Annotated in this window: 24 protein-coding genes and 1 tRNA gene; 14 read left to right on the top strand and 11 right to left on the bottom strand. The window is 68.9% G+C overall.

What is annotated here, in order from left to right; translation table 11 throughout:
* Positions 1-7 precede the first annotated feature (7 nt).
* Both dusB and A4R44_RS48825 read right to left on the bottom strand, forming a co-directional pair.
* The gene (gene dusB / locus A4R44_RS06365) at positions 8-1,180 is read right to left on the bottom strand and encodes a tRNA dihydrouridine synthase DusB (protein ID WP_095213210.1); all 1,173 of its coding nucleotides are present in this window, start codon (positions 1,178-1,180) and stop codon (positions 8-10) included.
* A 348-nt stretch (positions 1,181-1,528) separates the two neighbouring features.
* Positions 1,529-1,807, bottom strand: a complete 279-nt coding sequence (locus A4R44_RS48825) for a hypothetical protein (protein WP_163069780.1) — start codon at positions 1,805-1,807, stop codon at positions 1,529-1,531.
* A 562-nt stretch (positions 1,808-2,369) separates the two neighbouring features.
* On the opposite strand from A4R44_RS48825, the gene A4R44_RS06360 reads away from it, so the two are divergent.
* Together A4R44_RS06360 and A4R44_RS06355 are read left to right on the top strand one after the other, a co-directional pair.
* Positions 2,370-3,788 (top strand): DUF2339 domain-containing protein, encoded by a 1,419-nt coding sequence (locus tag A4R44_RS06360; protein WP_232791515.1) that lies wholly within the window; start codon positions 2,370-2,372, stop codon positions 3,786-3,788.
* A 183-nt stretch (positions 3,789-3,971) separates the two neighbouring features.
* On the top strand, positions 3,972-4,373 hold the full coding sequence (locus A4R44_RS06355) for a TIGR03667 family PPOX class F420-dependent oxidoreductase (protein ID WP_067577228.1): 402 nt from the start codon (positions 3,972-3,974) through the stop codon (positions 4,371-4,373).
* Between the two features lie 14 nt (positions 4,374-4,387).
* On the opposite strand, the gene A4R44_RS06350 is transcribed toward A4R44_RS06355, so the two are convergent.
* Positions 4,388-4,975 (bottom strand): superoxide dismutase, encoded by a 588-nt coding sequence (locus A4R44_RS06350; protein WP_067577226.1) that lies wholly within the window; start codon positions 4,973-4,975, stop codon positions 4,388-4,390.
* A gap of 1,038 nt (positions 4,976-6,013) precedes the next feature.
* Here A4R44_RS06350 and A4R44_RS06345 point away from each other — a divergent pair.
* Positions 6,014-6,520 (top strand): DUF6328 family protein, encoded by a 507-nt coding sequence (locus tag A4R44_RS06345; RefSeq protein ID WP_255366061.1) that lies wholly within the window; start codon positions 6,014-6,016, stop codon positions 6,518-6,520.
* 124 nt (positions 6,521-6,644) lie between these two features.
* Complete coding sequence (locus A4R44_RS06340; protein ID WP_067577224.1) at positions 6,645-8,474, top strand: LamG-like jellyroll fold domain-containing protein; 1,830 nt, start codon at positions 6,645-6,647, stop codon at positions 8,472-8,474.
* A 1,638-nt stretch (positions 8,475-10,112) separates the two neighbouring features.
* On the opposite strand, the gene A4R44_RS06335 is transcribed toward A4R44_RS06340, so the two are convergent.
* Positions 10,113-10,610, bottom strand: coding sequence for an Lrp/AsnC family transcriptional regulator (locus A4R44_RS06335; RefSeq protein WP_009084674.1), 498 nt, complete (start codon positions 10,608-10,610; stop codon positions 10,113-10,115).
* Between the two features lie 192 nt (positions 10,611-10,802).
* Between A4R44_RS06335 and A4R44_RS06330 the strand changes: the two genes are divergently transcribed.
* Positions 10,803-12,329, top strand: coding sequence for an APC family permease (locus A4R44_RS06330; RefSeq protein ID WP_067577222.1), 1,527 nt, complete (start codon positions 10,803-10,805; stop codon positions 12,327-12,329).
* On the opposite strand, the gene lysA is transcribed toward A4R44_RS06330, so the two are convergent.
* Positions 12,326-13,660 carry a diaminopimelate decarboxylase gene (lysA, locus tag A4R44_RS06325; RefSeq protein ID WP_067577220.1) on the bottom strand — a complete coding sequence of 445 codons (1,335 nt, stop codon included), beginning with the start codon at positions 13,658-13,660 and terminating at the stop codon, positions 12,326-12,328. The two genes, A4R44_RS06330 and lysA, sit on opposite strands and share 4 nt — an antisense overlap.
* A gap of 452 nt (positions 13,661-14,112) precedes the next feature.
* On the opposite strand from lysA, the gene A4R44_RS48820 reads away from it, so the two are divergent.
* The gene (locus tag A4R44_RS48820; protein ID WP_198545184.1) at positions 14,113-14,265 is read left to right on the top strand and encodes a hypothetical protein; all 153 of its coding nucleotides are present in this window, start codon (positions 14,113-14,115) and stop codon (positions 14,263-14,265) included.
* A 4-nt stretch (positions 14,266-14,269) separates the two neighbouring features.
* Here A4R44_RS48820 and A4R44_RS06320 read toward each other — a convergent pair whose 3' ends face one another.
* Positions 14,270-15,172, bottom strand: a complete 903-nt coding sequence (locus A4R44_RS06320; RefSeq protein ID WP_067577218.1) for a dihydrodipicolinate synthase family protein — start codon at positions 15,170-15,172, stop codon at positions 14,270-14,272.
* 146 nt (positions 15,173-15,318) lie between these two features.
* Between A4R44_RS06320 and A4R44_RS06315 the strand changes: the two genes are divergently transcribed.
* Positions 15,319-16,032, top strand: coding sequence for a class I SAM-dependent methyltransferase (locus A4R44_RS06315; protein ID WP_067577216.1), 714 nt, complete (start codon positions 15,319-15,321; stop codon positions 16,030-16,032).
* Positions 16,033-16,068: 36 nt separating this feature from the next.
* On the opposite strand, the gene A4R44_RS06310 is transcribed toward A4R44_RS06315, so the two are convergent.
* Positions 16,069-17,298 carry a M20 family metallopeptidase gene (locus A4R44_RS06310; protein WP_067577214.1) on the bottom strand — a complete coding sequence of 410 codons (1,230 nt, stop codon included), beginning with the start codon at positions 17,296-17,298 and terminating at the stop codon, positions 16,069-16,071.
* Between the two features lie 76 nt (positions 17,299-17,374).
* Between A4R44_RS06310 and A4R44_RS06305 the strand changes: the two genes are divergently transcribed.
* The 5 genes from A4R44_RS06305 (at position 17,375) to A4R44_RS06290 (ending at position 19,666) form a co-directional block, all read left to right on the top strand.
* Positions 17,375-17,857: a tRNA adenosine deaminase-associated protein gene (locus A4R44_RS06305; RefSeq protein WP_037354362.1), complete on the top strand. Its 483-nt coding sequence runs from the start codon at positions 17,375-17,377 to the stop codon at positions 17,855-17,857.
* A gap of 23 nt (positions 17,858-17,880) precedes the next feature.
* Positions 17,881-18,321, top strand: a complete 441-nt coding sequence (locus A4R44_RS06300; protein ID WP_067577212.1) for a nucleoside deaminase — start codon at positions 17,881-17,883, stop codon at positions 18,319-18,321.
* Between the two features lie 43 nt (positions 18,322-18,364).
* Positions 18,365-18,451 (top strand) — tRNA-Ser (locus A4R44_RS06295).
* A gap of 288 nt (positions 18,452-18,739) precedes the next feature.
* Positions 18,740-18,862 (top strand): hypothetical protein, encoded by a 123-nt coding sequence (locus tag A4R44_RS51675; RefSeq protein WP_255366057.1) that lies wholly within the window; start codon positions 18,740-18,742, stop codon positions 18,860-18,862.
* Positions 18,863-18,871: 9 nt separating this feature from the next.
* On the top strand, positions 18,872-19,666 hold the full coding sequence (locus A4R44_RS06290) for an SAM-dependent methyltransferase (protein ID WP_067577210.1): 795 nt from the start codon (positions 18,872-18,874) through the stop codon (positions 19,664-19,666).
* Here the strand turns inward: A4R44_RS06290 and A4R44_RS06285 are convergent.
* Together A4R44_RS06285 and A4R44_RS06280 are read right to left on the bottom strand one after the other, a co-directional pair.
* Entirely contained in the window at positions 19,663-20,232 is a 570-nt protein-coding gene (locus tag A4R44_RS06285; RefSeq protein WP_067577207.1) for a hypothetical protein, read from the bottom strand. The genes A4R44_RS06290 and A4R44_RS06285 overlap by 4 nt on opposite strands.
* A complete protein-coding gene (locus A4R44_RS06280; RefSeq protein ID WP_198545183.1) occupies positions 20,232-20,525 on the bottom strand; it encodes a hypothetical protein in 294 nt (97 codons plus the stop codon). Before A4R44_RS06280 ends, A4R44_RS06285 begins: the two co-directional genes overlap by 1 nt.
* 325 nt (positions 20,526-20,850) lie before the next feature.
* On the opposite strand from A4R44_RS06280, the gene A4R44_RS06275 reads away from it, so the two are divergent.
* Positions 20,851-21,777, top strand: coding sequence for a TauD/TfdA family dioxygenase (locus A4R44_RS06275; RefSeq protein ID WP_067577204.1), 927 nt, complete (start codon positions 20,851-20,853; stop codon positions 21,775-21,777).
* Between the two features lie 2 nt (positions 21,778-21,779).
* On the opposite strand, the gene A4R44_RS06270 is transcribed toward A4R44_RS06275, so the two are convergent.
* The gene (locus A4R44_RS06270; RefSeq protein WP_067577202.1) at positions 21,780-22,343 is read right to left on the bottom strand and encodes a TetR/AcrR family transcriptional regulator; all 564 of its coding nucleotides are present in this window, start codon (positions 22,341-22,343) and stop codon (positions 21,780-21,782) included.
* A 93-nt stretch (positions 22,344-22,436) separates the two neighbouring features.
* On the opposite strand from A4R44_RS06270, the gene A4R44_RS06265 reads away from it, so the two are divergent.
* A complete protein-coding gene (locus A4R44_RS06265) occupies positions 22,437-23,114 on the top strand; it encodes an alpha/beta fold hydrolase (RefSeq protein WP_198545182.1) in 678 nt (225 codons plus the stop codon).
* Between the two features lie 430 nt (positions 23,115-23,544).
* Here the strand turns inward: A4R44_RS06265 and A4R44_RS06260 are convergent, their stop codons facing one another.
* Complete coding sequence (locus A4R44_RS06260; RefSeq protein ID WP_067577198.1) at positions 23,545-24,561, bottom strand: CapA family protein; 1,017 nt, start codon at positions 24,559-24,561, stop codon at positions 23,545-23,547.
* Between the last annotated feature and the right edge of the window lie 80 nt (positions 24,562-24,641).

The following is a 24,641-nucleotide window of genomic DNA, read 5'->3' as shown; positions in this document are numbered from 1 at the left end:
AGCAGGGTCAGCCGCCGGAGTGCATGTCTTCGGCTTCGGGGACGCAGTTGTCGTCGGGGTCGTCCAGCCAGCCGTGCGGGAGCGTGACCTTGCCGGGCGAGCCCTGCCGCCCGCGCGGTCCGGTTGCCGCCTCGGGGAACGGCGCGTCGTGGTCGAGTTGGGCGATGAGGTCTTCCAGTTGGCCCATGTTCGAGACGGTCGCGAAGCCGCGGCGGAGTTCGGAGCCGACCGGGAAGCCCATCAGGTACCAGGCCATGTGCTTGCGGATGTCGCGCATGGCCTTGTCGTGCCCGTCGTGTTCGACAAGGAGTTCCGTATGGCGGCGGAGTACCTTCGCGACCTCGCCGAGGTTCGGCGGAGCCGGCAGCGGCCGCCCGGCGAACGCGGCTTCCAGTTCGCCGAACAGCCATGGCCGGCCCAAGCAGCCGCGTCCGACGACGACGCCGTCGCAGCCGGTTTCGCTGACCATGCGCAGGGCGTCGTCGGCGGAGAAGATGTCGCCGTTGCCCAGCACCGGAATGCTGGTGACAGCCTCTTTAAGAGCGGTGATCTTGGTCCAGTCGGCCTGGCCGGAGTAGCGCTGCGCGGCGGTGCGCGCGTGCAAGCTGACGGCAGCCGCGCCCTCGGCTTCGGCGATGCGTCCGGCGTCGAGGAAGGTGTGGTGGTCGTCGTCGATGCCGACGCGGAACTTCGCGGTGAACGGAACACCGGCCGGTTCGGCGGCCTTCACGCAGGCGGAGATGATGTCGGCGAACAGCTTCCGCTTGTAGGGAAGCGCCGCCCCACCGCCCTTGCGGGTGACTTTAGCGACGGGGCAGCCCCAGTTGCTATCCACGTGGTCGGCCAGGCCTTCGCCGACGATGATCCGCACGGCTTCGGCCATGGTTTTGGGGTCGACGCCGTAGAGCTGCATGGACCTGGGCTTTTCGTGCTCGCCGAAGGTCATCATGTGCATCGTGCCGGGGTGCCGCTCGACGACTGCGCGGGCAGTGATCATCTCGCACACGTAGATGCCAGCGCCGTACTCCTGGCAGAGCTGCCGGAACGCCACATTGGTGATCCCCGCCATCGGAGCGAGCACGACGGGAGGATCGACCTGGTAAGGGCCGATCTTCAACGTCGGCGCGCTCAACGTGGCAGTCACTCTTCCATTGTCGCTCGTGACGTACGGCACACGCATCCGGGCAGGTCGGCGGACGCGAGACCATCTCGTGTCCAGCCTTGAGTAGTGCTACGGATCCGATCATCGTGCCGTTTCGCCCACGCTGTCCGGTATGACCACGGAAGCTGCAACGCTCCACCGCCTGGCCGGCGAGCTGGACGACCTCGGCCGCCGCCTGACACACGTAGGCACCGAACTCCGCGCGGTGCGACCCCAGCCTGAACCGGCGACCGGCCAGCCCGACGAGGCATCCGTCCTGGACCCGGCCGCGAGCTCCCAGCCGACGTCGGGCCAACCGGGCGACCACGCTGAGTCGGCAGCGCCGACCGGGGAGCCGTCGCAGGCGGCCTACCCGCCTGACGGCACTCAGCCCGGCAGCTCCGACCACCCGGCTGTGCCGACCGGCAGCTCGGCCCACCCGGCCGTGCCGACCGTCGGCTTCGCCCACCCGGCCGTGCCGACCGGCAGCTCGGCCCACCCGGCCGCGCCGGGGCCTGCCGACAAGGCAGTCTCTTCCGCGGCGTCGGACCAGGCTGCCGCGGCGTCGGACCAGGCTGTCGCTGCGCCGGACATGACTGTCGTGCCGGACCAGACTGCGGCGTCGGACCAGACTGCGGCGTCGGACCAGACTGCCGCGCCGGACATGACTGCCGCGCCGGGCGAGCCGTCCGCGTCAGGTCGCCCTGCCGAGTCGGGCTCGGTTGCCGAACCTGGCGATGCCGCCGTGCCGGGCCAACCCGCCGGACCTGGCCAGCCTCTTGCGCCTGGCCACAGCTATCCGACCGCTCCCGGTCGCCCGCCCGCCCCGGGCTACCAAGCTGCGCAGGGTCCGTACCTATACCCGGCCTACTCGGCCGCGCACGGGACAGCGTTCCACCCCCACCCGGGCTACTACTCGTACAACCCTTACGCAGCACCATATTCCGCCCAACCCGTGGCTGGCGCGCCCCAACCGTCGACGCCACAACCCGGGACCGGGCAACCCGCCGCGGGCGATGTCGCAGCCGGACAGTCCGCCGCCCAGCCGGGCCACGGACAGCCCGCCGCCGACCAGCCCGCTCAAGGACAACCGCAGGCAAGCTCCCAACATCCGCTGTACAGCCAGCCTCCCTTCATTCAGCGGCTTTACCCTCCAGCGCCGACGCTCCGTGAACGGCTCAGCCGCGAAGGCGCCGGTTCGCGGCTGCTGGCGTGGATCGGCGGCGCGGTGACGTTGCTCGGGGTCGTCCTGCTACTGATCCTGGCCATCCAACGCGGCTGGCTCGCCCCGTTGCCGCGGGTGGCGGTCGGCGCTGTGTTCGGTGGGATCCTGGTCGGCGCGGGCGCTTGGCTGCACCGCAAACCGGCGGCGCGTACGGGAGCATTTGCCCTTGTCGCTACTGGGATCGCGACGCTCTACCTCGACACTGTCGCTGCCACCTCCTTGTACGATTTCCTGCCCGTTCCCGCCGGGCTCGCGGTCGGCTTGGCGATCGCGGTAGGCGGACTTGTGCTTGCGGTCAAATGGGATTCCCCTCTCCTGGCTCATGCCGTGGTGGGAGGATGCGGGGTGTGTGCGCCCCTGATCACTTGGGGCTTCACTGATGAACTCGTGACGTTCCTTCTTATGATCCAGATCGCGACCGTTCCTGTCCAGCTTCGGCGGTCGTGGTCTCCCCTTTCGTTTACTGCAGCCATTCCTCCCTTGACAGCGGCGCTGATCGGTGTCGGGCTGCACACGTTGCCGGTGTGGGCGGTGCTCGCCGCTGGCGTGGTCAGCGCGGCGGCGGCGCTGGTCTCGTTGCGGCGCAACGACAGTGAGCCGTACTCGCTGTCCGTGCTGGCTGTTTCCCCGTTGCCGATCCTGGCTGCCGCGCTGGTGTCGCACAGACCGGAATCCGTGCTTCTCGCGGGTGGAACGGCGGTCGTGCTCATCGCGACCTGGATCACCGTTCGGGGGAATTCCGGTACTGTCGCAGGAATCGCCGGTCTCGTCGCCGGGATGCAGGCGACCGTCACACAGTTCGATGGCGGAGCTGTCCTGCTTGGCGAAGCAGTAGTGCTCGCGTTTGCGGCGAAGTTCACTCGAAACCGTTTCGCGCTGGGCGGTTCTCTCGTCTTCGCGGTGATCGGCGGACTGCTCGCGCTCGGGTCGGACGTGACCCCCGCGCTGCTGTTGCTCCCGCATTGGCATCCGCGAGATCTTCTCCTTACCGCGCTGGCCTCGGCCGCGCTTCTCCTCGCCGCGGCGATTGCGTTGCCGTGGGCGGCAATTCGGCTCAACGCGGTGAAGACGGCCAGCCTTGTGCCTTGGCTGCCTGCAGGATTGTGCGCGCTCTACGGCGCTGCTGGACTGGTGCTCACTGCGTCCATGCTCGTGGCTCCTGGCCGAGTCGGATTCCTGGTTGGCCATACGCTCGTCACGGTTTCCTGGACCGTAATGGCGTACGTTCTTCTGCTGCGCGGGATCGAAGTGGTCGCGTTGCGGATAGCCGGGCTGGTGCTGGTGGCCGCTGCCGTCGCGAAGCTCGTGTTGTTCGACCTTGCCACGCTGGACGGGCTGGCTCGCGTGGGCGCGTTTCTCGGCGCCGGGGTGATCCTGCTTGTGGCGGGTGCCCGGTACGCACGGGTTGTCGCGTCGCGCTGAACTTGCGAGATGTCCCCCGATCCGGGGAATCGAGATTGACCTCGGATCGGGGGTTTTCCCTTGTGTGGCACCAAACTCTAGTCGTGTCGGGGCAGTGGTCCGAGATGGCTCGCGAAGGTCGGCGGGGCGGAACTGTCGGTGGCTCGTGGTTACCTGGGAAACCTACCGAGGAGGTATCCGACCATGACCTACACCCACGACCCGAAACTCATTGAACGCGCAGGCGAATCCGTCGCATGGCTCACCACCGTGACTCCTCGCGGCCGCCCCGCGCCGCGGCCGGTCTGGTTTGTGCTCGATGGCGAGGACATCGTGGTCTTCAGCCGGCCCGGCACGGCCAAACTCAGGCACCTCGCCGCCAACCCAGAGGTGAGTTTCCACCTGAACAGCGACGAACACGGCGGGAGCATCATCGTCGTCAACGGGCGTGCGCAGGTCGACGAGGCCAAAGCCTCCGAAGCGCCTGGCTACCTGGCGAAGTACCAGCGGCATTACGCCGGTATCGGGTTCGCCGATCCAACTGCCTTCGACGCCGACTACTCCGTGCGGATCCGGATCGTGCCGGAGAAGTCCTGGGGGTTCTGAGGGGCAGCTCCCGGTTAGAAGCCGACGTCCAGGCAAGCCAGCCGTCCACCCGCGGTTCCGGCGTGCCCGGGGTTGGTATGGGTGTGGGTTTCGTGGATCACCACGGACTTCGCCCGTCGTCCGTCGAATGTCCAGTCCACAGTGGAGGTTGCATGACCGATGCCTGAGCGGTCGGTGGTGAAGTCGAGCCAAATCTCGTTGCGCGGGTTGGCATAGGTCGGATCCACCGAAGGCTTCACCGGGTCCGGCACGTGCTGGAAGTGCCCGCCCGCGGCGTCACCGGTGGCGCCGCAGGAGTTGACATGCGCGTGTGCACCGTATTCGTGCTGCGGCAGGAGGCCGCTGATCACCAGCACGGTGGTGGTGCCGACGTGACCGGCGGACAGGGCCGAGACGTGCACCTTGGCTCCAGCAGGCACGAGATCCGGGCGGTAGGTGACGGCATGGTCGCCCGGGGTGTATGCCGCGAATGTGCCGTGGGCAGCGGTGAAGTGCACAGGAGAGGCCGCAGCCGGAGCGGCTGCGGCGGAGGTCGCCGAGAAACTCGTGGCGGAGAGACCGGCGGCGAGGGCTGCGGAAAGGAACTTAGGGAGGAAACGCATGAAACTTCTCTAACCAGTCGGCGCTTGCCGTGCCATGTTCTCCACTCGAACGTGTGGACGTCGCCCATATGTCGGGACGGCTTTCCTCGCGGGCGTGAGGTGCGTGGGGTCGATGGGTGGGACAGCGTCGGGATCAGCCAGATTCAGACGTTGCCCGGGCTGGGCGAGGTGCAGGTCAGATGTGGGCCTCGCCAGGCAGGCGTGCGTGGCTCTGGCCGGATGCTGGGCGCGAGGTCATGCCCGGTGCTCGTTGTGCGGAGAGGCGCAGAGGCGCACTGGTGCGGTTCGAGGCACGGCTCCCCGTATTAGAGCGGCTGGCGAGTCGGTGGAGCTCGAACGGCGGTTGCGTCGGGCGTGGAGGTTGCCCGGCTGGCCTGGTGCGTTTTCGGGCAGGGACGCGTTGGGTATTTGGCAGCGTGGCAGCGTCGGACTTGCCCGGCGATGCTTTGGCGAGCACCGGTGGAGCCTGACATGCCTGACGATCCGAACGGTGCCATGGGGTTTGACGGCCGTCGCGCGGACGACCATGAGCCGGCAGGTGCCAGCGGGCCGGATGAGGTGGGCGGGACGTCGGAGACCGGTCAACCGGCGGACGCCAGCGGGCAGGCCAGCAATGGCGGGTCGGTCGACGGCGGATCGACTGGTGACGGGCTGGTGGGCAGCGGCGGACCGGTGCAATCCAGCGGGCGAGTTCGGGCCGGTGACTCCGCGCAGATCCCCGGGTCTCCGCAACCCCGCGAGCCGGGGGAGACCAGCGAGCCGGAGGAGACCAGCGGATCGGCGGAGGCCAGCGGATCGGCGGAGGCCAGCGGAGCGGCGGAGGCTGGCGGACTGGGGCGACCCGGCGGGGCGACGCAACCCAGCGGGCTATCGCAAGCGACCGGATTGACGCACGGCAGCGGGCCAGGGCGGGACCGTGGGTCGGTGCGGGCCCCGGAATCGGCGGAGGCTAGTCGGTCGGCTGAGGTCGGCGAATCGGCGCACGCCAGCGGTCCGGCGCAGGTCGCCGCGTCGGCGGATGTGGCCGGATCGGCGGGCGTGGCCGGATCGGCGGGGTTTGACGACGATGTCGAGCACACCGGCGAGACGCGGAACCAGATGTTGCAGCGGAACGTCGGCGAACTGCTGCAGGAGCTGCGGGTCGCGCAGGCGGGCGTGCAGATCCTGTTCGGGTTCCTGCTGTCGGTGGTCTTCACGGGCCGGTTTCACGACGCCAGCGGGTTCGAGAAGACGCTGCATCTGCTCGCGGTGCTGCTCACCGTCGCGGCGACGGCGCTGCTGATCGCGCCTGCGGCGTGGCACCGGATGCTGTTCCGGACTGGGCGGCGGGAGCAGATCCTGCAGGTCGGCAACCGGGTCGTGCTCGTTGGCTTTGGGTGTCTTGCCGCGGCGATCACGGTGACTGTCGCGCTGATCGCGAAGGTCTCTTTCGGGCCGGTTGCGATGGGGCTCGTCGGCGGGACGGCGATCTTGCTGTTCGGGCTGCTGTGGTTTGCGGTGCCGGGCATGCTGGTCGGCGACCAAAGGCGACGCGACGGTCGCTGAGCGGCGTCGGTGCGGACCTCCGCTTGTCCTGCGCAGGACAGAAACGCCGTGGGCGCGGAGCTGTTCATCGAGCCGTCGGCAATTGTTGCCGTAGCGGTCGGGGCCGGTCCGTAGCTTCCTGCTCGTGACTGACTCTTCACGGCGGAACTTCCTGCGTGGCGCCGGAATCCTCGGTGCCGGTGCGGCGGTGTCCGCGCTTCCTGGTCTGAACGGGATCGCCGCGGCCGATCCCAGTGTCGCTCGGCGGCCGGACGGTGACAGCCCGCGGTTCACGATCGCGGTCATGCCGGACACCCAGTACCTGTTCGACGAGGACCGGGGCGACTCGACGCCGGTGGACGCCTCGCTGTCGTACGTGCTGCGTCACGCGCACGACGACAACGTTGTCTTCCTCGCGCACCTCGGCGATCTCACGCAGAACGGGCAAGCCCGGGAGTTCGCTGGCATCAGCCGGTCGTTCCAGGTGCTCGACCGGTTCCGGTTCCCGTACAGCACGCTCGCGGGCAACCACGACATCGACGGTTCCACCGACGACCAGCGCGGCCGGACGCCGTACCTCGACGCGTTCGGGCCGCAGCGGCAGCGGAACTCGCCGACGTTCCGCGGTTCCTCGAAGGACGGCTACAACACCTACCACGTGTTCCGGGCCGCCGGCCGGGAATGGCTGGTGCTCGCGATGGACTGGCGTCCGTCGGCAGGCGGGTTCGCGTGGGCGAAGCAGGTTCTCGCGCAGCACCCGAAGATGCCCGCCATCCTGACCATCCACGAGCTGGTCAACTCCGACGAGCAGGGCAAGGCGTTCCTGTCGGACTTCGGGAAGCGAGTCTGGGATGAGTTCGGCAACGAAAGCGACCAGATCTTCCTGACCCTCAACGGCCACTACTGGCCGCCGAGCCGTCTGGTGAAGCGCAACGCCGCCGGCCACGACGTGCATTTGCACCTCACGAACTATCAGGACCGCTACTACGGCGGCAGCGGCATGATCCGGCTGTACCAGTTCGACGTCGCCCGCGGGGCGATCGACGTCCGTACCTTCTCGCCGTGGCTCGATGGCCGGCGTGACCTCACAGAGCTGGAGCGCATCGAGGCCGAGCGCAGTACCGACGTCGACTACTTCAGCATCGACATCGACTTCGACAAGCGGTTCGCCGGTTTCGCGCCCGTTCCGGTGCCGCCTGCCCGTCCGGTGAAGCCGCAGCTCGTGCCCGGCACCGTCGCGTACTGGCGGTTCGAGGGCGGCCGCGCAGGGGCTCCGGTTCCGGACAACGCGCTGATCAAGGACCTCACCGGCCGCGGCAACGACCTGCGCCGCGCGACCGTGCCGGGCAGCGGGCCTGACGCGCTGACTTACTCGGCGGATTTCTCGCCTCGCCAACCGTCGCGGGCGAGCCTTCGGTTCGACGGCGCGCGCAACCCTGGCCGCGGCGCGTACCTCCAGACCGTCGACAGCGCACCGATGAACAACCTGACCTTCCAGCGCGGCTACACCGTCGAAGCGTTCATCCGGCTACCCGAAAACTTCCGCGACGGCACCCACGGCTGGTGCGGCATCTTCGCGCGCCTCGGCAACGGCGGTGCGGCCGGGAAGTCCGGCGACGACCCGGACGAATCGGCCGCGACGTTCAGCGTCTCGGACAGCGCGGAGCTGCAGTGGGCGGTGTTCCCGTTGAACCAGAACGGGATTTCGACCAACTGGGGTCACGAACTGCCGTTGGCGAAGTGGTGGCACGTCGCGGTTGTCAACGACGGACGGCGCAGCACGCTGTACGTCGACGGCTGCCCGCTGCTGCGCAACCCCAAGACTCCGGCGGTCGGCCTGGCCAATCCGGGCGGCAGCTGGCTGGTCGGCGCGTCGTCGTACCGGGGCAAGGTGGAGCGCAGCTTCTACGGCGAGATCGGCGAGGCCCGCGTGGTCGACCGGGCGCTGGCACCGCGGGAATTCCTGCTGGGCTGATAAGCGGTGCCGATTGGCTGCTCGGCAATTGCGGAAGGCGGGGCGCGCGGGCCTGGGATTGGGTCCGGAAGCGTCTTGTTGGCAGAACGCCTGTACGGAATCCCGAGCCCGTTATTCCGATTGCGCGGTGGGCAAATTCGACCAGTGCCCCCGTTCGGAGGCGTTAGCGAAACTGATGGCTTCGGCCAGTCGGTCTAATCGGGGAAGGATGGTAATAGTCATCTTGAAGTAGTGTCGGAGTGGTGCGAATTCGTGCAGGCGAGTGCTGGATCCGGTCAATTCGCCTGTGCCGGTGCTGTGCCGGTGAGCGGGACTGGGCTCGCTGAAGACGCGCCTGAAGCAGCGAGCGTTCCCGCGCCGGGGACTGGGGCAGGGAACTTCGGTGTGCGGCCTAAGGCGGGGTCAGCGTCGATGCTGGACCGTTGCCTGGGCTGGGACTCCTGGGCCAGCATCGGCGCTGGGGCCGGAGTCCCGTTGCCTGGTCGGCACGGATGCCGGTGGCGTGCGCCCGTTGCCGGGTTCAGCGTGGATGCTGATCGCCGGGGTCGGAACTCGTTGCCGGCGCTGCTGGCGTTGGAGTTCGTCGCCGGGGATCAGCACGGGTGCTGGAACCGGTGGTCGAGCCGGGCCGCTGCCGGTACCGGCGGCGTTGCCGGGACTGGTGGCTAAGCCCGCTCCGCCGGTCCGGCAGCGTCGTTGCTGAGCCAGTGGGCGGGTCGGGGACCGTGCGCAGCCAGCGTCGTTGCTGGAGCCAATGGCCGGAACCGTGTGCTGCGCCAGCGTCGTCGCTGGAGCGGTGGATCAGGTCGGAGCTGTGTGTCCCGCGCCGGCGTCGTTGCTGGAACGGGGGTGGGTGGAAGCTCGTGCTGGCCAGCGCCGTTGCTGGGCCAGCAGTAGAGCGTGCCGGACTGGCGTTTCGGCCATTGCCGGTCGCCAGGACGGGTGGCTCGGTCGGAGCTCGCTGTCGAGACCGGTGTTCGTGCTGGGCCTGTCGACGCCGGGACCAGCGCTGATGCTGGAACCGGAACTCCGGAGCCGGTGCTCTGCGCCTGGACCGTCCCGCCTTGGCGAGTCCCGGACTCGGTCAGACGAGGCTGGGGATACTCGCCGCGGAACCAAGGTGGTCCAGTCCAAGGACCAGCCGATCCGGGCCGGGAGTACCAGCCTGGAGCGGGGTCCGAGGACCGCGCCTGCGGAACCAGCTTGGTTCTGCTCGAGGATCAGCTAGTCCAGGCCAGGGACACCCGGCCGGGAGCAGCGGTCCGGGGGCCATGAGCCCGTCGAACCTGTCCAGGAGCGCTGGTCCGAGGAGCCCGTGGGCCCCGAGGACATCGCCGCAGGACCCAGTCCGGGCACGCCAGCCCAAGAGCCAAGGCCACAAGCCCAGCTCAAGGGCCCGGCCAAGCACTCAGTCCGGCCGTGCCGTGCCGTGCAACCAGCACCTCAGACCGAGAACCCCACCGAGAACTCAGCCTGAGCACGCCAGCCCATCAACCCGGCCCTGCGCCCAGTCGTGAAACCCGACCGCGGACCCGGCCCTGCGCCCAGTCGTGAAACCCGACCGCGGACCCAGCCCTGCGGCCAGCCGTGAAACCCGACCGCGGACCCAGCCCTGCACCCAGCCCTGAAACCCGCGGATCAGGCGGTGAGCCGTCCCCACGAATAGTCCTGTTTCGCGAGCTTCAGGTACACGAACAGCTCCGTCGAGACGACGCCCGCGATTGGCCGTACCTCGTCGCCGAGTACGGACAGCAGGTGGTCGTCGTCGCGGCAGAGCAGTTCTGCCAGCAGGTCGAAGCGGCCTGAGCAGAGTGCCACCTGGTGTACGTCGGCGACCTTGGCCAGTTGCTGGGCCACTTCGCGGGCGTCTCCGTCCACCGTGATGCCGACCATCGCCCTTCGGGTCAGGTCGACGTGTTCTGGTGAGGTCACGGCGACTATCTGCACCATTTCCTCTCGCAGCAGCCGTTGTACTCGCTGCCGCACCGCGCCCTCCGAAAGACCCACCGCCTTGGCCAGTGCGGTGAACGACGCCCTGCCGTCTTCCTGTAACAGCGTGATGAGCGTCCGGTCGGTCCCGTCTAGCGCTCTCGGAGCACGCGGTTCCTCGATTTTCGTACGGTTTTCGTCACCCATGCCGTCCCTCCCTGTGTTTCGGCATGTGATTCGTCAGACGCGCAGCGTATAGGCAGGAGCCGGAGAGCAGGAGACCCTTTCCCGTTTTCTTCTCCAGATGGCGGACATGTGCGCTCCCGCACGGCCCCCGTTCTGGCTCCGGCAAACAGCGGGTACGGTCGCGAACCGCCGATCCCGAGGAGGAATATTCCAATGACCGAAGCCGTCGCCGCGCCCGTGGTGCCGGCCAAGGGGCTCCGTTCGAACGCGCTGGGCATGGTGTCCTCGACGGTGATCGGGATGTCGTCGACCGCCCCAGCCTATTCGATCGCCGCGACGCTCGGGTTCATCGTGCTCGCCGGAACGGGGTTCAAAGCCGCCGCGTTCGTGGTCTTGTCGTTCGTCCCGGTGCTGTTCGTCGCTTTTGCCTTCCGGGAACTGAACACGGCCGAACCCGATTGCGGCACCAACTTCACCTGGGCCACCCGTGCGTTCGGCAGCCGCGTCGGCTGGATGACCGGCTGGGTCGTCCTGGTGGAGCAGGTGCTCGTGATGAGCAGTCAATCCGCGCTGACCGGCCGGTACACGCTGCTGCTGTTTGGTCTAGACGACCTCGCGAACAACCGTGCGGTGACGACCGCGATCGGATGCGCGTGGCTGCTCGCGCTCTGCTGGCTCTGCTATCGAGGCATCGAGGTGTCCGCGCGGGCGCAGTGGATCCTCCTCGGCATCGAACTCGCCGTCCTGGTGATCTTTTCCGTCGTAGCGCTCACGCGCGTCTACAGCGGCACTGCGGGCCCGCAAGCGACCACACCGCGGTGGGACTGGCTGTGGCCGAGCGGAGTGAGCGTCGGGACGGCGGTGTCGGCGGTGCTGCTCGCGGTCTTCATCTACTGGGGCTGGGAGAGTTCGCTTTCGGTGAACGAGGAATCGGCTGACCCGCGGCACGCGCCGGGCCGGGCGGCGATCCTGTCCACCGTGCTGCTAGTGCTCAACTACCTGCTGGTGACCGTCGCGTCGCTGGCCTTCGCAGGCGTCGGCGAGCACGGGATCGGGCTGGCCAACGAGGCGAACGCCGAGGACGTGCTCGCCGGTCTGGGTGGCGCGGTGTTCGGGACGTCCGGGTTCGGCAAGGTCATGGGAGTGCTGCTGATCGTGTCGGTGCTGACCAGTGGCGCGGCCACGAGCCAGGCGACGATCATGCCCGCCGCGCGCACCACGTTGTCGATGGCCAGCCACGGCGCGCTGCCCAAGGTGTTCGGCCGCGTGCATCCGAAGTACCAGACGCCGTCGGTGACCACCTGGGCGTTCGGGCTGGTGTCGCTCGCCTTGTACGTGCTGCTGGCGTTGTGGAGCCGGAACGTGCTCGCGGATTCGGTCGACGCGGTCGGGCTCACGATCGCGATCGAGTTCACGGTGACGGCGCTTGCGTGCGTGTGGGTGTTTCGCCGGACGCTGTTGTCGAGCGTGCGCAATTTCTTGCTTCGCGGCTTGCTGCCCTTCGTGGGCGGCGTGTTCTTCCTGGCGGTACTGGTGCTCGCGGCGATCGCGTACGCGAAGCCTGACGCCGGAGAGACCACTGTGTTCGGCATCGGCGGCGTCGCGGTGATCGGTGTCGTGGCGATCCTCGTGGGCTTTCCGTTGATGTTCGCCGTGCAACGCGCCTGCCGTGACTTCTTCGCCGGGCGACGGCTGACGCGCGGCGCCGTTGCCCGCGACGGTCAGACCATCGAAAGCTAGCAGCGGCGAAGCAGGTCTTCTTCGGTTTCGCGGCGTACGAGGAGCGTCGCGTGCCCGTCGCGGACGCCGACCAGCGGTGGGCGGCCGACGAGGTTGTAGTTCGACGCCAGCGAGTGGTGGTACGCGCCGGTGCACGGTACGGCCAACAGATCGCCAAGGTGGATGTCGTCGGGCAAGCAGACGTCCGCCAGTACGTCGCCGGACTCGCAGTGTCGTCCGACCACCGTCATCGGCGTACGCGCGGCCTTCGTGCGACGGCCGACGAGCCGCGCGGTGTAGCGCGCGCCGTACAGCGCGGGGCGCGGGTTGTCACTCATGCCGCCGTCGACAGCGACGAAGGTGCGCGCGCCGCGTTTCACAGCGCACACGCGGTAAACCGTGATTCCAGCCGGTCCGACGATCGCGCGGCCGGGTTCGATTGTCAGGCGTGGCAAGGGGAAGTCGTGTGCCGAGCACTCGTAGCTCAGTGCGACGCGGAGGCGGCGGGCGTACCCGTCGAGGTCGAAGGACGCTTCACGGTCGGCGTACGGAACCGCGTGGCCGCCGCCGAGATCCAAGTCGCGCAACGTGATTCCGTATTGGTCGCGGACGCGGACGAGCACTTCGACCATCCGTCGCGCGGCTTCCTCGTAGCGGTCCACACGGGACACTTGCGAGCCGATGTGGCAGTGCAGTCCGGTCAGTTGCAGGCTTGGCTGCGAAAGCACCGCTGCGACAGCGCGGTCGACGTTGTCGCGTACGTCGGGGCGTAGCGAGAAGCCGAACTTCTGTCCTTCTGTACCGGTCGTGATCGCAGCGTGCGTGTCGCCGCTGACGCCAGGCGTGACACGGATGAGGACGCGTTGTGCGCCGTGTGCGAGCGCGCCGAGTTGTTCGATTTCGTCGAGGGAGTCGAGGACGATGCGGCCGACGCCGTACTGCAGCGCGGATTTCAGATCTTCAGGAGTCTTCGCGTTGCCGTGCAACAGAATGCGCTCTGCGGGAAAGCCGACAGCGCGCGCGACAGCGATCTCTCCGGCGGAGCACGTGTCGAGCGACAGTCCTTCTTCAGCGACCCAACGCAACACTGCTCGCGTACAGAGCGCCTTGCTCGCGAAGGCGACGTCGGCTTCAGGCAGCGCACGGCGGTATGCGCGGGCCGTTTCGCGTACCTGTTCCTCGTCGATGAGGTAGGCGGGCGTACCGAAGCGCGCGGCCAGGTGGCTGACCGGCGCGCCGGCGAAGAGCAGCTCGCCGCCTTCACCGAGCTTTGTGCCTTGCGGCCAGAGTCCCGGTTCTAGATGGTCTGCGGCCTCGCAGCCGAGACTCGGGAGCAGCTCGCTGAGCGTCACGGTTACCTCCGGTCGATGTCGATCGCGGCGAACATCGCCAGCACACTGCGCCGACCCCGGACCGGAACGTCCCGAAAACGGGCCCCTGACGGTCCCGGCGGTCGTGCTGACGCGTTCTTAACGCGCGAGTAACCTCCGCCACACCCTGGTTGAGCTGGGCTTTGCCGAGTTTTCCGGGGACCGGCCGACTTATCGCGGGCGAGACCGACCCGAGTCGTACCGGCACGAGCCGCGGGTGCACTGTTGCCGGATGCCGGGCTCGTTCGGCGAGGCGGAGGACCTGGTCCAGGGGACTCTGCTGCGGCCGTAGCGCGGCCGTTCGACATACGCGGGCCGCGCTGTACCGGATCGCGACCAAGGCGTGCCTCGACCACCTCGAAGCACACCCGACGCTCGATCTGCCGGTTGCGCACGACTTCGGCCTCGCGTTGCGTCCTGACATCGCGAAGTACGTGAAGGCGTTCGTCGAGCACGATGAAGCGGTCTTCGCTGAACTGTTGCGCGAAGGCGTGCGTTGCAGTCACGCTCCCGGCGCTGGCGGGCATATGGGAGCGGAACTGAACTCGGTACGTCCGGCCTTCAACCTCCCGCCAGCGCTCGCGTGAGGCGTTACGAAAGCCCCCATGAGGAGAGGATTTCGAACAGCTGGTCCCGTTCGGCGGCAGTTAGCAACCTGCTCGGCGGCCGCACGTCGGGGCGGCACAGGCCGAGCTGGGAGAGGGCGTCCTTGACCACGCTGACGTTGTTGGCGTTCCCGTGCGCGGCGCGCATCTCTTCGAACGGGCGGATGCGGTCCCAGACTTCCATCGCGCCGTCGAAGTCGCGGTTGCGGAGACGGCGGAACAGGTCGAGCGAGATCTGCGGCGCGACGTTCACCAGGCCGGAGGTGAAGCCCGTCGCACCGACTGCGAAGTACCCGGGGGCGGACAGTTCGGCGAGACCGGCGATCCACACGAAGCGCTCGTACCCCGCGTCGCGCGCGACGGTGCGGAAGCGCACCGGATCCGGCACCGCGTACTTCACGCCGAGCACGTTCGGTGCGACTTCGGCGAGATGTGCCAGGTCCGCACCCTCGATGGCGGGGTTGCGCACGTACAGGACAACCCCGAGTTCGGGCACTTCGTTCGCGATAGCGCGGTGGTAGTCGATCCAACCCGCGCGCGATACGTACGGGTGCGCGGGCTGATGGATCATCACCATGTCCGCTCCGGAAGCGCGCGCGTGCTTCGCGGCCTTCACGGCTGTACGCACATCATGGCCGACACCTGCGAGGACGCTCGCCTCCCGCGCGGCCTTCGTGGTGACTTCGAGACACTGTCGCGTTTCTTGCTCTTCGAGCGCGTAGAACTCGCCGGTGTTGCCGTTCGGCGTGACGACCTCGACGCCGCTCAGCACAAGCCGTTCGACGAGCCGCCCGTACGTCTCGGCGTCCACGTCCCCGGCCGCGGTGAAGGGGGTCACCGGGATCCCCACCACGCCGGCGAGCCGCTGTCGCTGTTTCTCGAACGCCACGAGCAGATCCGATCTGATATATGATGTCTCGACAGCCGAAGGGTAACACGAGGGCAGCCAGGACGATCGTCCTGATCTTTGGGATATGCGTCCTAGGCAGGCTCCGAAGGGCGGTCCGACCTGGCAAAACTGGGTACCGTGGACAGATGCCCGACGCGTTGTTCGCCCATCCCCGCCTCGCGCCGATCTACGACGCGTTCGATGGCGACCGGGTTGACCTGCCCGCCTACGTCCGGATCGCCGACGAGCTGGCGGCTCGCCGGGTGCTGGACGTCGGCTGCGGGACCGGCTGCCTGGCAGTCCTGCTCGCCGAAACCGGGCGCACCGTCATCGGTGTCGATCCGGCCGCGGCTTCGCTCGACATCGCGCGAGCGAAGGACCCCGGGGTCGATTGGCGGCACGGAGACGCGACGACCCTGCCCCCGCTGGACGCGGATCTCGCGGTGATGACCGGAAACGTCGCGCAGGTATTCCTGACCGACGACGACTGGGCCGCGACACTCCGCGGAATCCGGACGGCGCTGCGACCCGGCGGATATCTGGTGTTCGAGACCCGCCGGCCGGATTACCGCGCGTGGGAGACCTGGGACGTGCCGCCGCACACTCGCGAAGTGCCGGGTATCGGGGCGGTGGAGCAGCGAGTCGAGGTCACCGAAGTCCGGCTGCCGCTCGCCTCATTCCGCAGCACGTACACGTTCCTGGCCGACGGCAGCGTCCTCACCTCGGACTCGACCCTCCGATTCCGCAGCCAGGACGAGGTGGAGACGAGCCTGCGCAGGAAGGGCTACCGGGTCCTGGACGTCCGGCAAGCCCCCGACCGCCCGGACCGCGAGTTCGTCTTCCTCGCGCAAGCCGGGTGAGCCGGCACGCCCCGGCGAAAGGGACGTGCCGAGCCCTCAGCGCAAGGCGTCCAACGCGAACGCCGTGTACATGGCCACCCCAGCGGCCATCGCCGGTTCGTGGAACTTCACCCGGTTCGAGTGGTTGTCCTCGGTGGTCGCCGGGTCCGCTCCCGGCTCACGGGCGCCGATGAACGCGAATGTGCCCGGAATCCGTTGCAGCACATACGAGAAGTCCTCCGCACCCATGATCGGCGTGGCCAGCTCCTCGACGTTGTCCGCGCCCAGCACCTCGGCGCCCAGCGACAACACCTCGGCCGCCACCGCCGGGTCGTTGACCGTCGTCGGGTAGCCAGGGTCCACGCCGGCCGACACGCGACAGCCGTGGGCCGCTCCGACTGCCTCGCACACCTTCGGCAGCTCCTCGCGGACGAAGGAACGCGTCGACTCCGACAGGGTGCGAATGGTCCCCTCGAGCACCGCCGTCTCGGGGATGATGTTCGTCGTCGTTCCGGCCTGGACGCGGGTCACCGAGACCACCGCCGGCTCGAAGACGCTGATCCGGCGCGTCACCATCGTCTGGAGTGCGCTGACCATCGCCGCCGCGGCGGGGACGGGGTCGATGGCGTCGTGCGGGGCGGAACCGTGGCCGCCGCGGCCGGTGACCTCGACACTGAACGTGTCGGCCGACGCCATCATCGGCCCGCCGCGCACTTGCAGGACGCCGCTCGGGCTGTTGGCGATCGTGTGCAGGCCGAAGGCTCGCGTGACGCGCGTGCCTGCCGCGTCCAGCACTCCCTCGTGGATCATGTGCCGCGCGCCGTGGAGGCCCTCCTCGCCCGGCTGGAACATGAACACGACCGAGCCCGCCAGGTCGTCGACCCGCTCGGACAGCAGCCGCGCCGCGGAGGCGAGCATCGCGACGTGCGTGTCGTGTCCGCAGGCGTGCATCGAACCGTCGATCTCGGACGAGAACTCCAGGCCGGTGTCCTCGGTCAGCGGCAGCGCGTCCATGTCCGCCCGCAGCAGCACGGCCGGGCCCGGACGGGCGCCGCGCAGCACGCCGGTGAGCGACGTCGTGGAGCGGCCGTCGGTGAGTTCGATCGGCAGGTCGGCCAGTGCGGCGCGGATCGCCGCCTGGGTGCGCGGCAACTGTAAGCCCTGTTCGGGATGCCGGTGCACAGCGCGGCGGAGCTCGACAGTGCGGTCCTGCAGCTGCCGCGCGGCGTCGAGCAGCCCGGCGTGCCGGTTGCCAGGCAGGGTGGGGAGGTCGGTGGGTCCGGTCATGGCTCGATAGTGGCACCTCGCACGCTTCCGGCGCACCGTGCGTGCGTTCGCCAGCGAGGCGGAATACGGTGTGCGCATGGCGGTGCAAGAGCCGGTCACGGGCTTCGCGATAGCTGTGGTCCGTGAAGACGGTCGGTGGCGGTGCAGTGCGCTCGATTCCTCGGCGCTCACAGAACTGGATGCGGCGATCACCGAGCTGGGCAAGCTCCGGTCGACCGGAGCGGCGTTCGGCCTGCTGGCCGTCGACGACGAGTTCTTCGTGATCGTCCGGCCGAGCCCGAGGGGTCCGTCGCTGCTGCTGTCGGACGCCGCCGCGGCGCTCGACTACGACATCGCGGCCGACGTCCTCGACGTCCTGCGGGTCGACCCGCCCGACGAGGACGACGACGCCGTCTGGCCCGAGGGCGACCTCGAAATCCTGGCCGATCTCGGCCTGCCCGGCGGCGAACTGGAGGTGATCGTCGGCGAGGTCGACCTCTACCCGGACGAGCAGCTCCAGATGATCGCCCAGCGGTGCGGCTTCGAGGCCGAGTTCTCGAAACTGCTGGACCAGCTCTGAGACGGCCGGACGACACCGAGGCCGTGCGAGCCGCGCTGGACGCGGCCCGCGCCCCTGGTGCCGACGTGCCCATCGGCGCGGTCGTCTTCGACCCCGACGGGCGTCCCCTGGCCGCGGCGCGCAACGCGCGCGTCGAGCTGGGCGACCCGACCGCGCACGCGGAGATCCTGGCGCTGCGCGCGGCGGCTCGTGAGTTCGGCGACGGCTGGCGACTGGAAGGCTGCACGCTCGCGGTCACGCTGGAGCCCTGCACGATGTGCGCTGGCGCGCTCGTGCTCGCTCGGGTGGCGCGATTGGTGTTCGGGGCTTGGGAGCCCAAGACGGGCGCGGTGGCGTCGCTGTGGGACGTCGTGCGCGACCGCCGTCTCAACCACCGGCCGGAAGTCCACGGCGGAGTGCTCGAAAGCGACTGCGCCGCCCTGCTTGAGGCGTACTTCGCGGATCGGCGGCTGGGGGCCGAGTAGCCCCCGCCGCAAGCCGCGAAGGGGGTCCGGTATTGTTCTCGGCGGTGGCGTGTCCGAGCGGCCGAAGGAGCACGACTCGAAATCGTGTGACGGTTGATCCCGTCCGTGGGTTCAAATCCCACCGCCACCGCGTGCGAGTGGGCGAGTCATGCCGACGGAAAGCGTCGGCGTGACTCGCCCGCCGTGTTTCTGGGGGTGCAACCCCCAGGCCCCGCCCGGAGGGGCTTCGCCCCCCGGACCCCCTGAGGCTTGGGTCGCCTTGGGTGTGGAGGGGCGCGTGGGCATCGTGAGCCAATTTCGCGGGCACGTCTGGTGGGGTTTGTTCGTTTGAGTCTTCGGCGGACAAGAGACACAGCTTTACAGTCAGCAAGGTCAGCAACACCGAACCCGGCGCGTTCAGTCCGGGGCGTCGACCGCGGTGATCGAGAACCCAGCCTCGGGCGGCGACAAGGCCGATCTGTGCACCTTTTACTCCAGTTCGTCCGGCAAGAAGAAGGTGCGGCAGCTGGTCGAGGCCGTCAAAGCGGTGATGCCGAAGTAGCGTGGGCTCATGAGCGAAGAGCTTCCGCCGGTCGGCAAGACCGCGGTTGGGGTGGCTGGGCTTCGGGCGTTGGAGAGCGGGCGTGCGGATCGGCTGTTCGAGGATCCGTACGCGGGCGCGTTCTTCCATGCCGGGCGCGCGATCTTCGAAGGCCAGGAGCGCGACCACCGGCTCGGGATGGTGTTCGCGCACCAGGTCGCGATCCGCACCCGGTTCTTCGACGACTTCGTCTCCGGCGGGACCCAGACGGTGCTTCTCGCGGCCGGTCTCGACGCTCGTGCGTTCCGGCTGGACTGGCCCGACGGTGCGCGCGTGTTCGAGGTCGACCTGCCGGACGTGCTCGCGTTCAAGGAAACGGTGCTGTCCGAAAAAGGTGCGCGGCCCCGATGCGAGCGCACGCCGGTTCCGGTGGATCTGCGCGACGACTGGGTCGCCGCGGTGAAAAACGAGGGATTCGACCCGGCTCAGCCGACCGTCTGGCTCGCCGAGGGGCTGCTCGTCTATCTCAGCCGGGACGAGGCCGAGCGGATGCTCACCGCCGTTACCGAGTTGTCCGCGCCGGGCAGCCGGGTTTCGTTCGAGCATCGGCCGGACGGCGACCAGGACGGGCTGCTGGAGCGAGCGCGTCAATTCGGCAGCGAGGTGGCGGCGCTCTGGCACGGCGGTCTCTCGGGAGACGCTCCGGAGTGGCTCGCCAAGCACGGCTGGCGACCGGAAACCGTTACGGTGGCTGAACTTTCCGTCCGATACGGACGCGAGCCGCTGGACCGCACGCGTGGCGGATTCGTGATCGCGACCCGTTAGTTCTCCTCCTGCAACACCGGTGTGCCGAAGGCGTCGAGGAAAGTCGTTGCCTCCCCTATGGTTGCGACGCCGCGAGTGACTGCTTCCGCGATGGTCCCGCACGCCTCCCGCACCGCTGGCTCCGCGGAGCGGTCGCCCGCCAGCAGCGCGACAGCCGCCGGAGACACTCCTTCGGCGATCAGCATGACCCGCGCCGCGGTCTGATCTGCCAGCCGGTCAAGCAAGTCCGCCAGATCCAGGCCGACCGACGCTGTCCGCGCGGCGGCTTCGGCGGCCTGCCGGTAGTGCGCGTCCAGTTCGTCCGCGCTGCCCCGGAAGTGCGCGGCCGGTTCGCCGCCCCATTTGCGTTCCGCGCTGTGCGCCCCGCGTTCGAACTCCAGCCGTGCCATCACCAGCACGTCGCGGCCGCCCGACAGCGTGCGCGCGGATTCGCGGATCGTTTGCGGGGAGCAGTCGATCTGCCGCAACGCCGCGACCGGGTCCGGGGCGCCGATCGCGGCGGCCGCGGCGCCCAAGGAAGCAAGCCCGGCGGCCGCGTTGTCCAGCGCCGGGTGGAGGAACGGCATCAACTCAGCAGCGCCGTCGCGATCGTCGGGCGGTGGTGGTGGCCGCGGGCGGCCATCCGCAGCTGGCCGGCGAGGTCGGACGTCGCGTCGCCGAGGAGGCGCGCGTCGACGTCCCGCGCGGCGAGCGCGGCCTCCCAGCGGGCGGCGATTTCCCGCGCGGGCGCGGAAATGCCCCACGGCGTCGATTCGAGACGGGCTTCGGCGAACCGGCCCGCCGCACGGTCCGCGTCGGCAGCCGCTCGATCGAGCGCGTCCGCGGCGGCGTTGAGCCGCTCGCTCGTCGAACCTGCCATGGGGACCTCCGCTTCCGGGAGAGCGCGAACCGCGGCCCGCCACTCTCTGGAGAGATCTAACCCCATCGAGGCCGCCCGGGTCACTCGGCCGGGCGTGCGACGATTCCACATCGTGGGGATCCTTGACCGGCGGATCCTCGCCCGGCCAGAATTGGAGTCATGCCAGAGAACCGGGTAGTGCCGCAAGCCGGCCGTGCCCCGGCGCGGTCGGACGGCGAGGGCGTAGCCGCTCTCCTGAGGCGTCGCGGTCGTCTCGGCTCTCCTCCCGCTTAGGTGTTTTTCCGCTGCCACAGTCGAATTCACCTATTCTTCCGGGAGTACCGCCATGTCTGTAGACCTGCCTGCCCGCCTGCGCTCGTCCGTCACTCCGGACGACGGGATCCTCGAAGGACCGCGCGTGCTGCGCCGCCTTCCGGACGGCGTTGAAGAACGTCCCTACGAGCTTTTCACCTTGCGCCCGCTCGGACGGGTGATCGGCGCGGAGATCTCCGGAGTGGACCTCGGCGCGCCGGTGTCGCCGCGGCTGCGCGCCGACTTGAACCGCGCGTTGCTGGAGTGGAAGGTGCTGTTCTTCCGCGACCAGCACATCACTTCGGAGCAGCAGCGGGCGTTCGCCGCGAACTGGGGCGAGCTGGAAACCAACCCGTTCATCGCGCGGGGAGATTCCGATCAGGTCGTGCGGTTCACCCGCACCGCCGGGATGCCCGGGTACGAGAACATCTGGCACACCGACGTCACCTGGCGGCCGAATCCGGCGCTCGGATCGGTGCTGCGGCTGGTCGAGGTCCCGCCGATCGGCGGCGACACGATGTGGGCCGACATGGCCGCCGCCTACGACAACCTCCCCGCCGACGTCCGCGAGCGGATCGACGGCCTCACCGCGGTGCACGATTTCGTCCCCGGCTTCGACCGGTTCACCGACCCGGACCTGCTGGCCCAGTGGCAGGACGCGTACCCGCCGGTCGAGCACCCGGTGGTGCGGACCCATCCGGAGACCGGGCGGCGGACGTTGTTCGTGAACCAGGCGTTCACCACGCACATCGCCGGACTCGACCGCGCTGAAAGCGACCGGCTGCTGCGGTATCTGTTCCTCCAGGCACACACGCCGGAGTTCCAGGTGCGGTTCCGCTGGGAGCCGGATTCGGTGGCGTTCTGGGACAACCGCGCGACCCAGCACTACGCGGTCAACGACTACCACCCGCACGTCCGGATCGCCGAGCGCGTCGCGATCGTCGGGGACCGGCCGTACTGACCTCACGACACCCCGGTGAGCACGGTGTCGACAAGTCGTTCGAGATAGGCGTCGTCGGCGGATTTCGCCCGGATCAGGGTGTGGAACCAGAGGTTCCCGCCCAGCAAATCCATGATCATCTCCGAATCCGCGTCGCCGGCGAGTTCGCCTCGGTCGAGAGCGCGGTCGAAGACGGCCTGCTCGCGGCCGAGGCGGTCGGCGAAGAACCGTCCGGCGGCCTCGGCGGTGGCGGGCCGGTCCGGGAGCGCGGAGACGACGGCCGTGATGACGCGCCGGTTCGCCGGATCGGACAGCAGGCGGTGGATCTGCTTCGCCAGTTCGAGGAGATCGCCGCGCAGGGAACCGGTGTCGGGAATCGCGAAGGCGAGTTCCGGGGCCTGTACGAGCGCGTCGGCGAGGACCTCGTCCTTGGTCGCCCACGTGCGGTAGATCGTCGTTTTGTGCACCCCGGCTCGTGCGGCGACCGCTTCGACCGTCAGTGCGTCGTAACCGCGTTCGGCCAGCAGCGCGAGGGTCGCGGAGAAGATGGCGTCCGCCTTGCGCGGGCGGGAGGCGGTCCGGTCCATGGCCCGATCCTAACCGGATTTGCAACGGTGCGTTGCATTTGATACACCGGTGGAATGCAACGGTCCGTTGCATTTCGACGGGAAGGTGGGGACGTGCTCCCGGTGGTTTTCGTGCACGGCATCCGGTTGTCCGGGGCGTGCTGGCAGCAGCAGAAACGCCTGGCCCGCGGTCGAGTCGCCGCGCCGGACCTGCCTGGACACGGCGCGCGGCGCGGGGAGAAGTTCACGCTCGACGGCGCGGTCGGAGCGGTCGCCGCGGCCGTCGACGAGGTCGGCGGCCGCGCGGTTCTGGTGGGGCATTCGCTCGGCGGCTACGTCTCGATCGCCGCCGCGGCCCGGCATCCGGAGCGGGTCGTTTCCCTGGTGGGGGCCGGATGTTCGCTCGTGCCCAGTTCGGCGCTGCGCGGCGGATTCCGGTTCGCGCACCGCGGGCTGGCGACGACCGCTGACGACGGCGCTTCCTTCAGTGCGTGGCTGCTCCGCCGGGTTCTTCCCGCGGAAGTCGCCGAGCCGGTCATCGCCGCGGGAATCGCTTCCGAAGTCATCCCCGACGTGATGGAGGCGGCCGCCGGGATGGATCCGCTCGCCGACCTTGCCCGGTACCCGGGGAGGGTACTGCTGCTGAACGGTCGCCATGACCACTTCCGGCTTGGCGAACGCCGGTTTTTGGCTGCGTGTCAGGACGGAGCGTTGCAGATCGTGCCCGGAGCGGGTCATTATCTGCCGCTCACGCACGGCGAGGGGTGTGCGCGCGTGGTGAAGGGCTTGTGAGTGGCAATCGCGGTGAGAATCGGGATTGCCACTCACCAGGCCGAAAAGCTGATGCTCACGAGTGGCGAGGCGGGCCGCCTTCCTCCCCCTCCCGCGCTCCCCCGCGCGGTCAAGGCGGCGCCTCGCCACTCGCGAGGCTTCCCCGGGGCAAATCCGTGGAGCCGCGGTCGCGGGCGAAGCGGAAAGTCCCGCGCCCGCGGCTGTTTTCCCGGGCGGTGACACCTGCGCATTCGACGACGGTCAACCCCCACGTGACCGTGTCGCCTCCCCCGGCGAGGTGCTACCCGTGAGCGCCGGGGCGACCCGAAAGTGGTCTGGGCCACAGTTTCCGTGCTCATCGGTAAGGTACTCCCGCCCGGTACCAGCCGACCCCGGGCTTGAGCTGCATTTAAGGCAGATGCGCCGTCCGGGTGATGGCGGGACCAGCGGTCTAGCCGCGAAGTCCTTCGACGGTCGCGAAGCCATCACTGACCGTCACGTTCGTGCCGCGGCGCGCGGACAACTCCACGAACCGCTGCAGCGCTTCGTCGGCGTCGTCTCCCGTCAACGGTACGCATTCGTTGTCTTCGTCGCGGCGAATCGGCACTAATTCGACCCGCATCTGCTCGCCGACGACGCAGCCGGCGAGGAGGCCGTCGCGGTGCCGGTCGCGCATCGCGGGCCAGTCGAAGACGAGGTTGCCCAGGCTGTAGAGGATCGGGCAGCCGCGATACACCTCGACCGGCTGCACAGTGTGCGGTCCGTGCCCGACGACCAGGTCGGCCCCGGCGTCGATGATCGCGTGCGCGTAAGTCACCTGGTACTCGGCCAGTTCTTCGCCGGGGACGCCCCAATGCATCGACACCACGACGTGGTCGACCTCGGCGCGGGCGCGGCGGATGTCGGCGAGCAGCAGCTCCAGGTCGCGGCGGACCGGCGTGGTGTGCACGATCGGCGGGCGGCCGGGGACGTCCAGGACGCGCGGATCCGGTTGGTACGACGTGTACGCGCCCGCCGCGGCGACGCCCGGCGAGTCTTCCGTCGCTTCCTGCCCGACGGGCCAGCACAGCGAGGTGTAGGCGAGGAACGCGATCCGGCCGCCGGGTCGTTCGAGGATCGCTGGTGCGTGTGCCTCGGCGAGGTTCGCGCCCGCGCCGCAGTGCGCGATTCCGGCGCGGTCCAGCACGGCGAGGCTCGCCATTGCCGCGGCCGGCGGGTAGGTGACGTTGTTGGCCACCGACACGACGTCGACCTCGGCGGCGGTCAGCGCGGCGACCATCTCCGGCGGCGAGTGCCGCCAGTTCGGTTTGTGCGGGATGTCCATCCCGGTCGAGCCGGACAGCGGTCCTTCGAGATTCACGAACCGCACGTCGGCACCGGTGAGCAGCGAGGTCAACGGGTGGAACGCCGTTTCCGGGTGCGCGCGGCCCTGGAGGTTGACGTCTCCGCCGAGTACGAGCGTGATCATTGCGTCAACCCGTCCAACGGAGGAAATCCCTCCAGCTCGTTACGAATCGTTGCCCTTTCGTCTTCCTCTGCTTCGCTTGT

Source organism: Amycolatopsis sp. M39 (assembly GCF_001651785.1).
Lineage (GTDB): Bacteria > Actinomycetota > Actinomycetes > Mycobacteriales > Pseudonocardiaceae > Amycolatopsis > Amycolatopsis rubida.
Note: the sequence above shows the minus strand (reverse complement) of the source record. Positions and strands in the feature narration are given on the sequence as shown.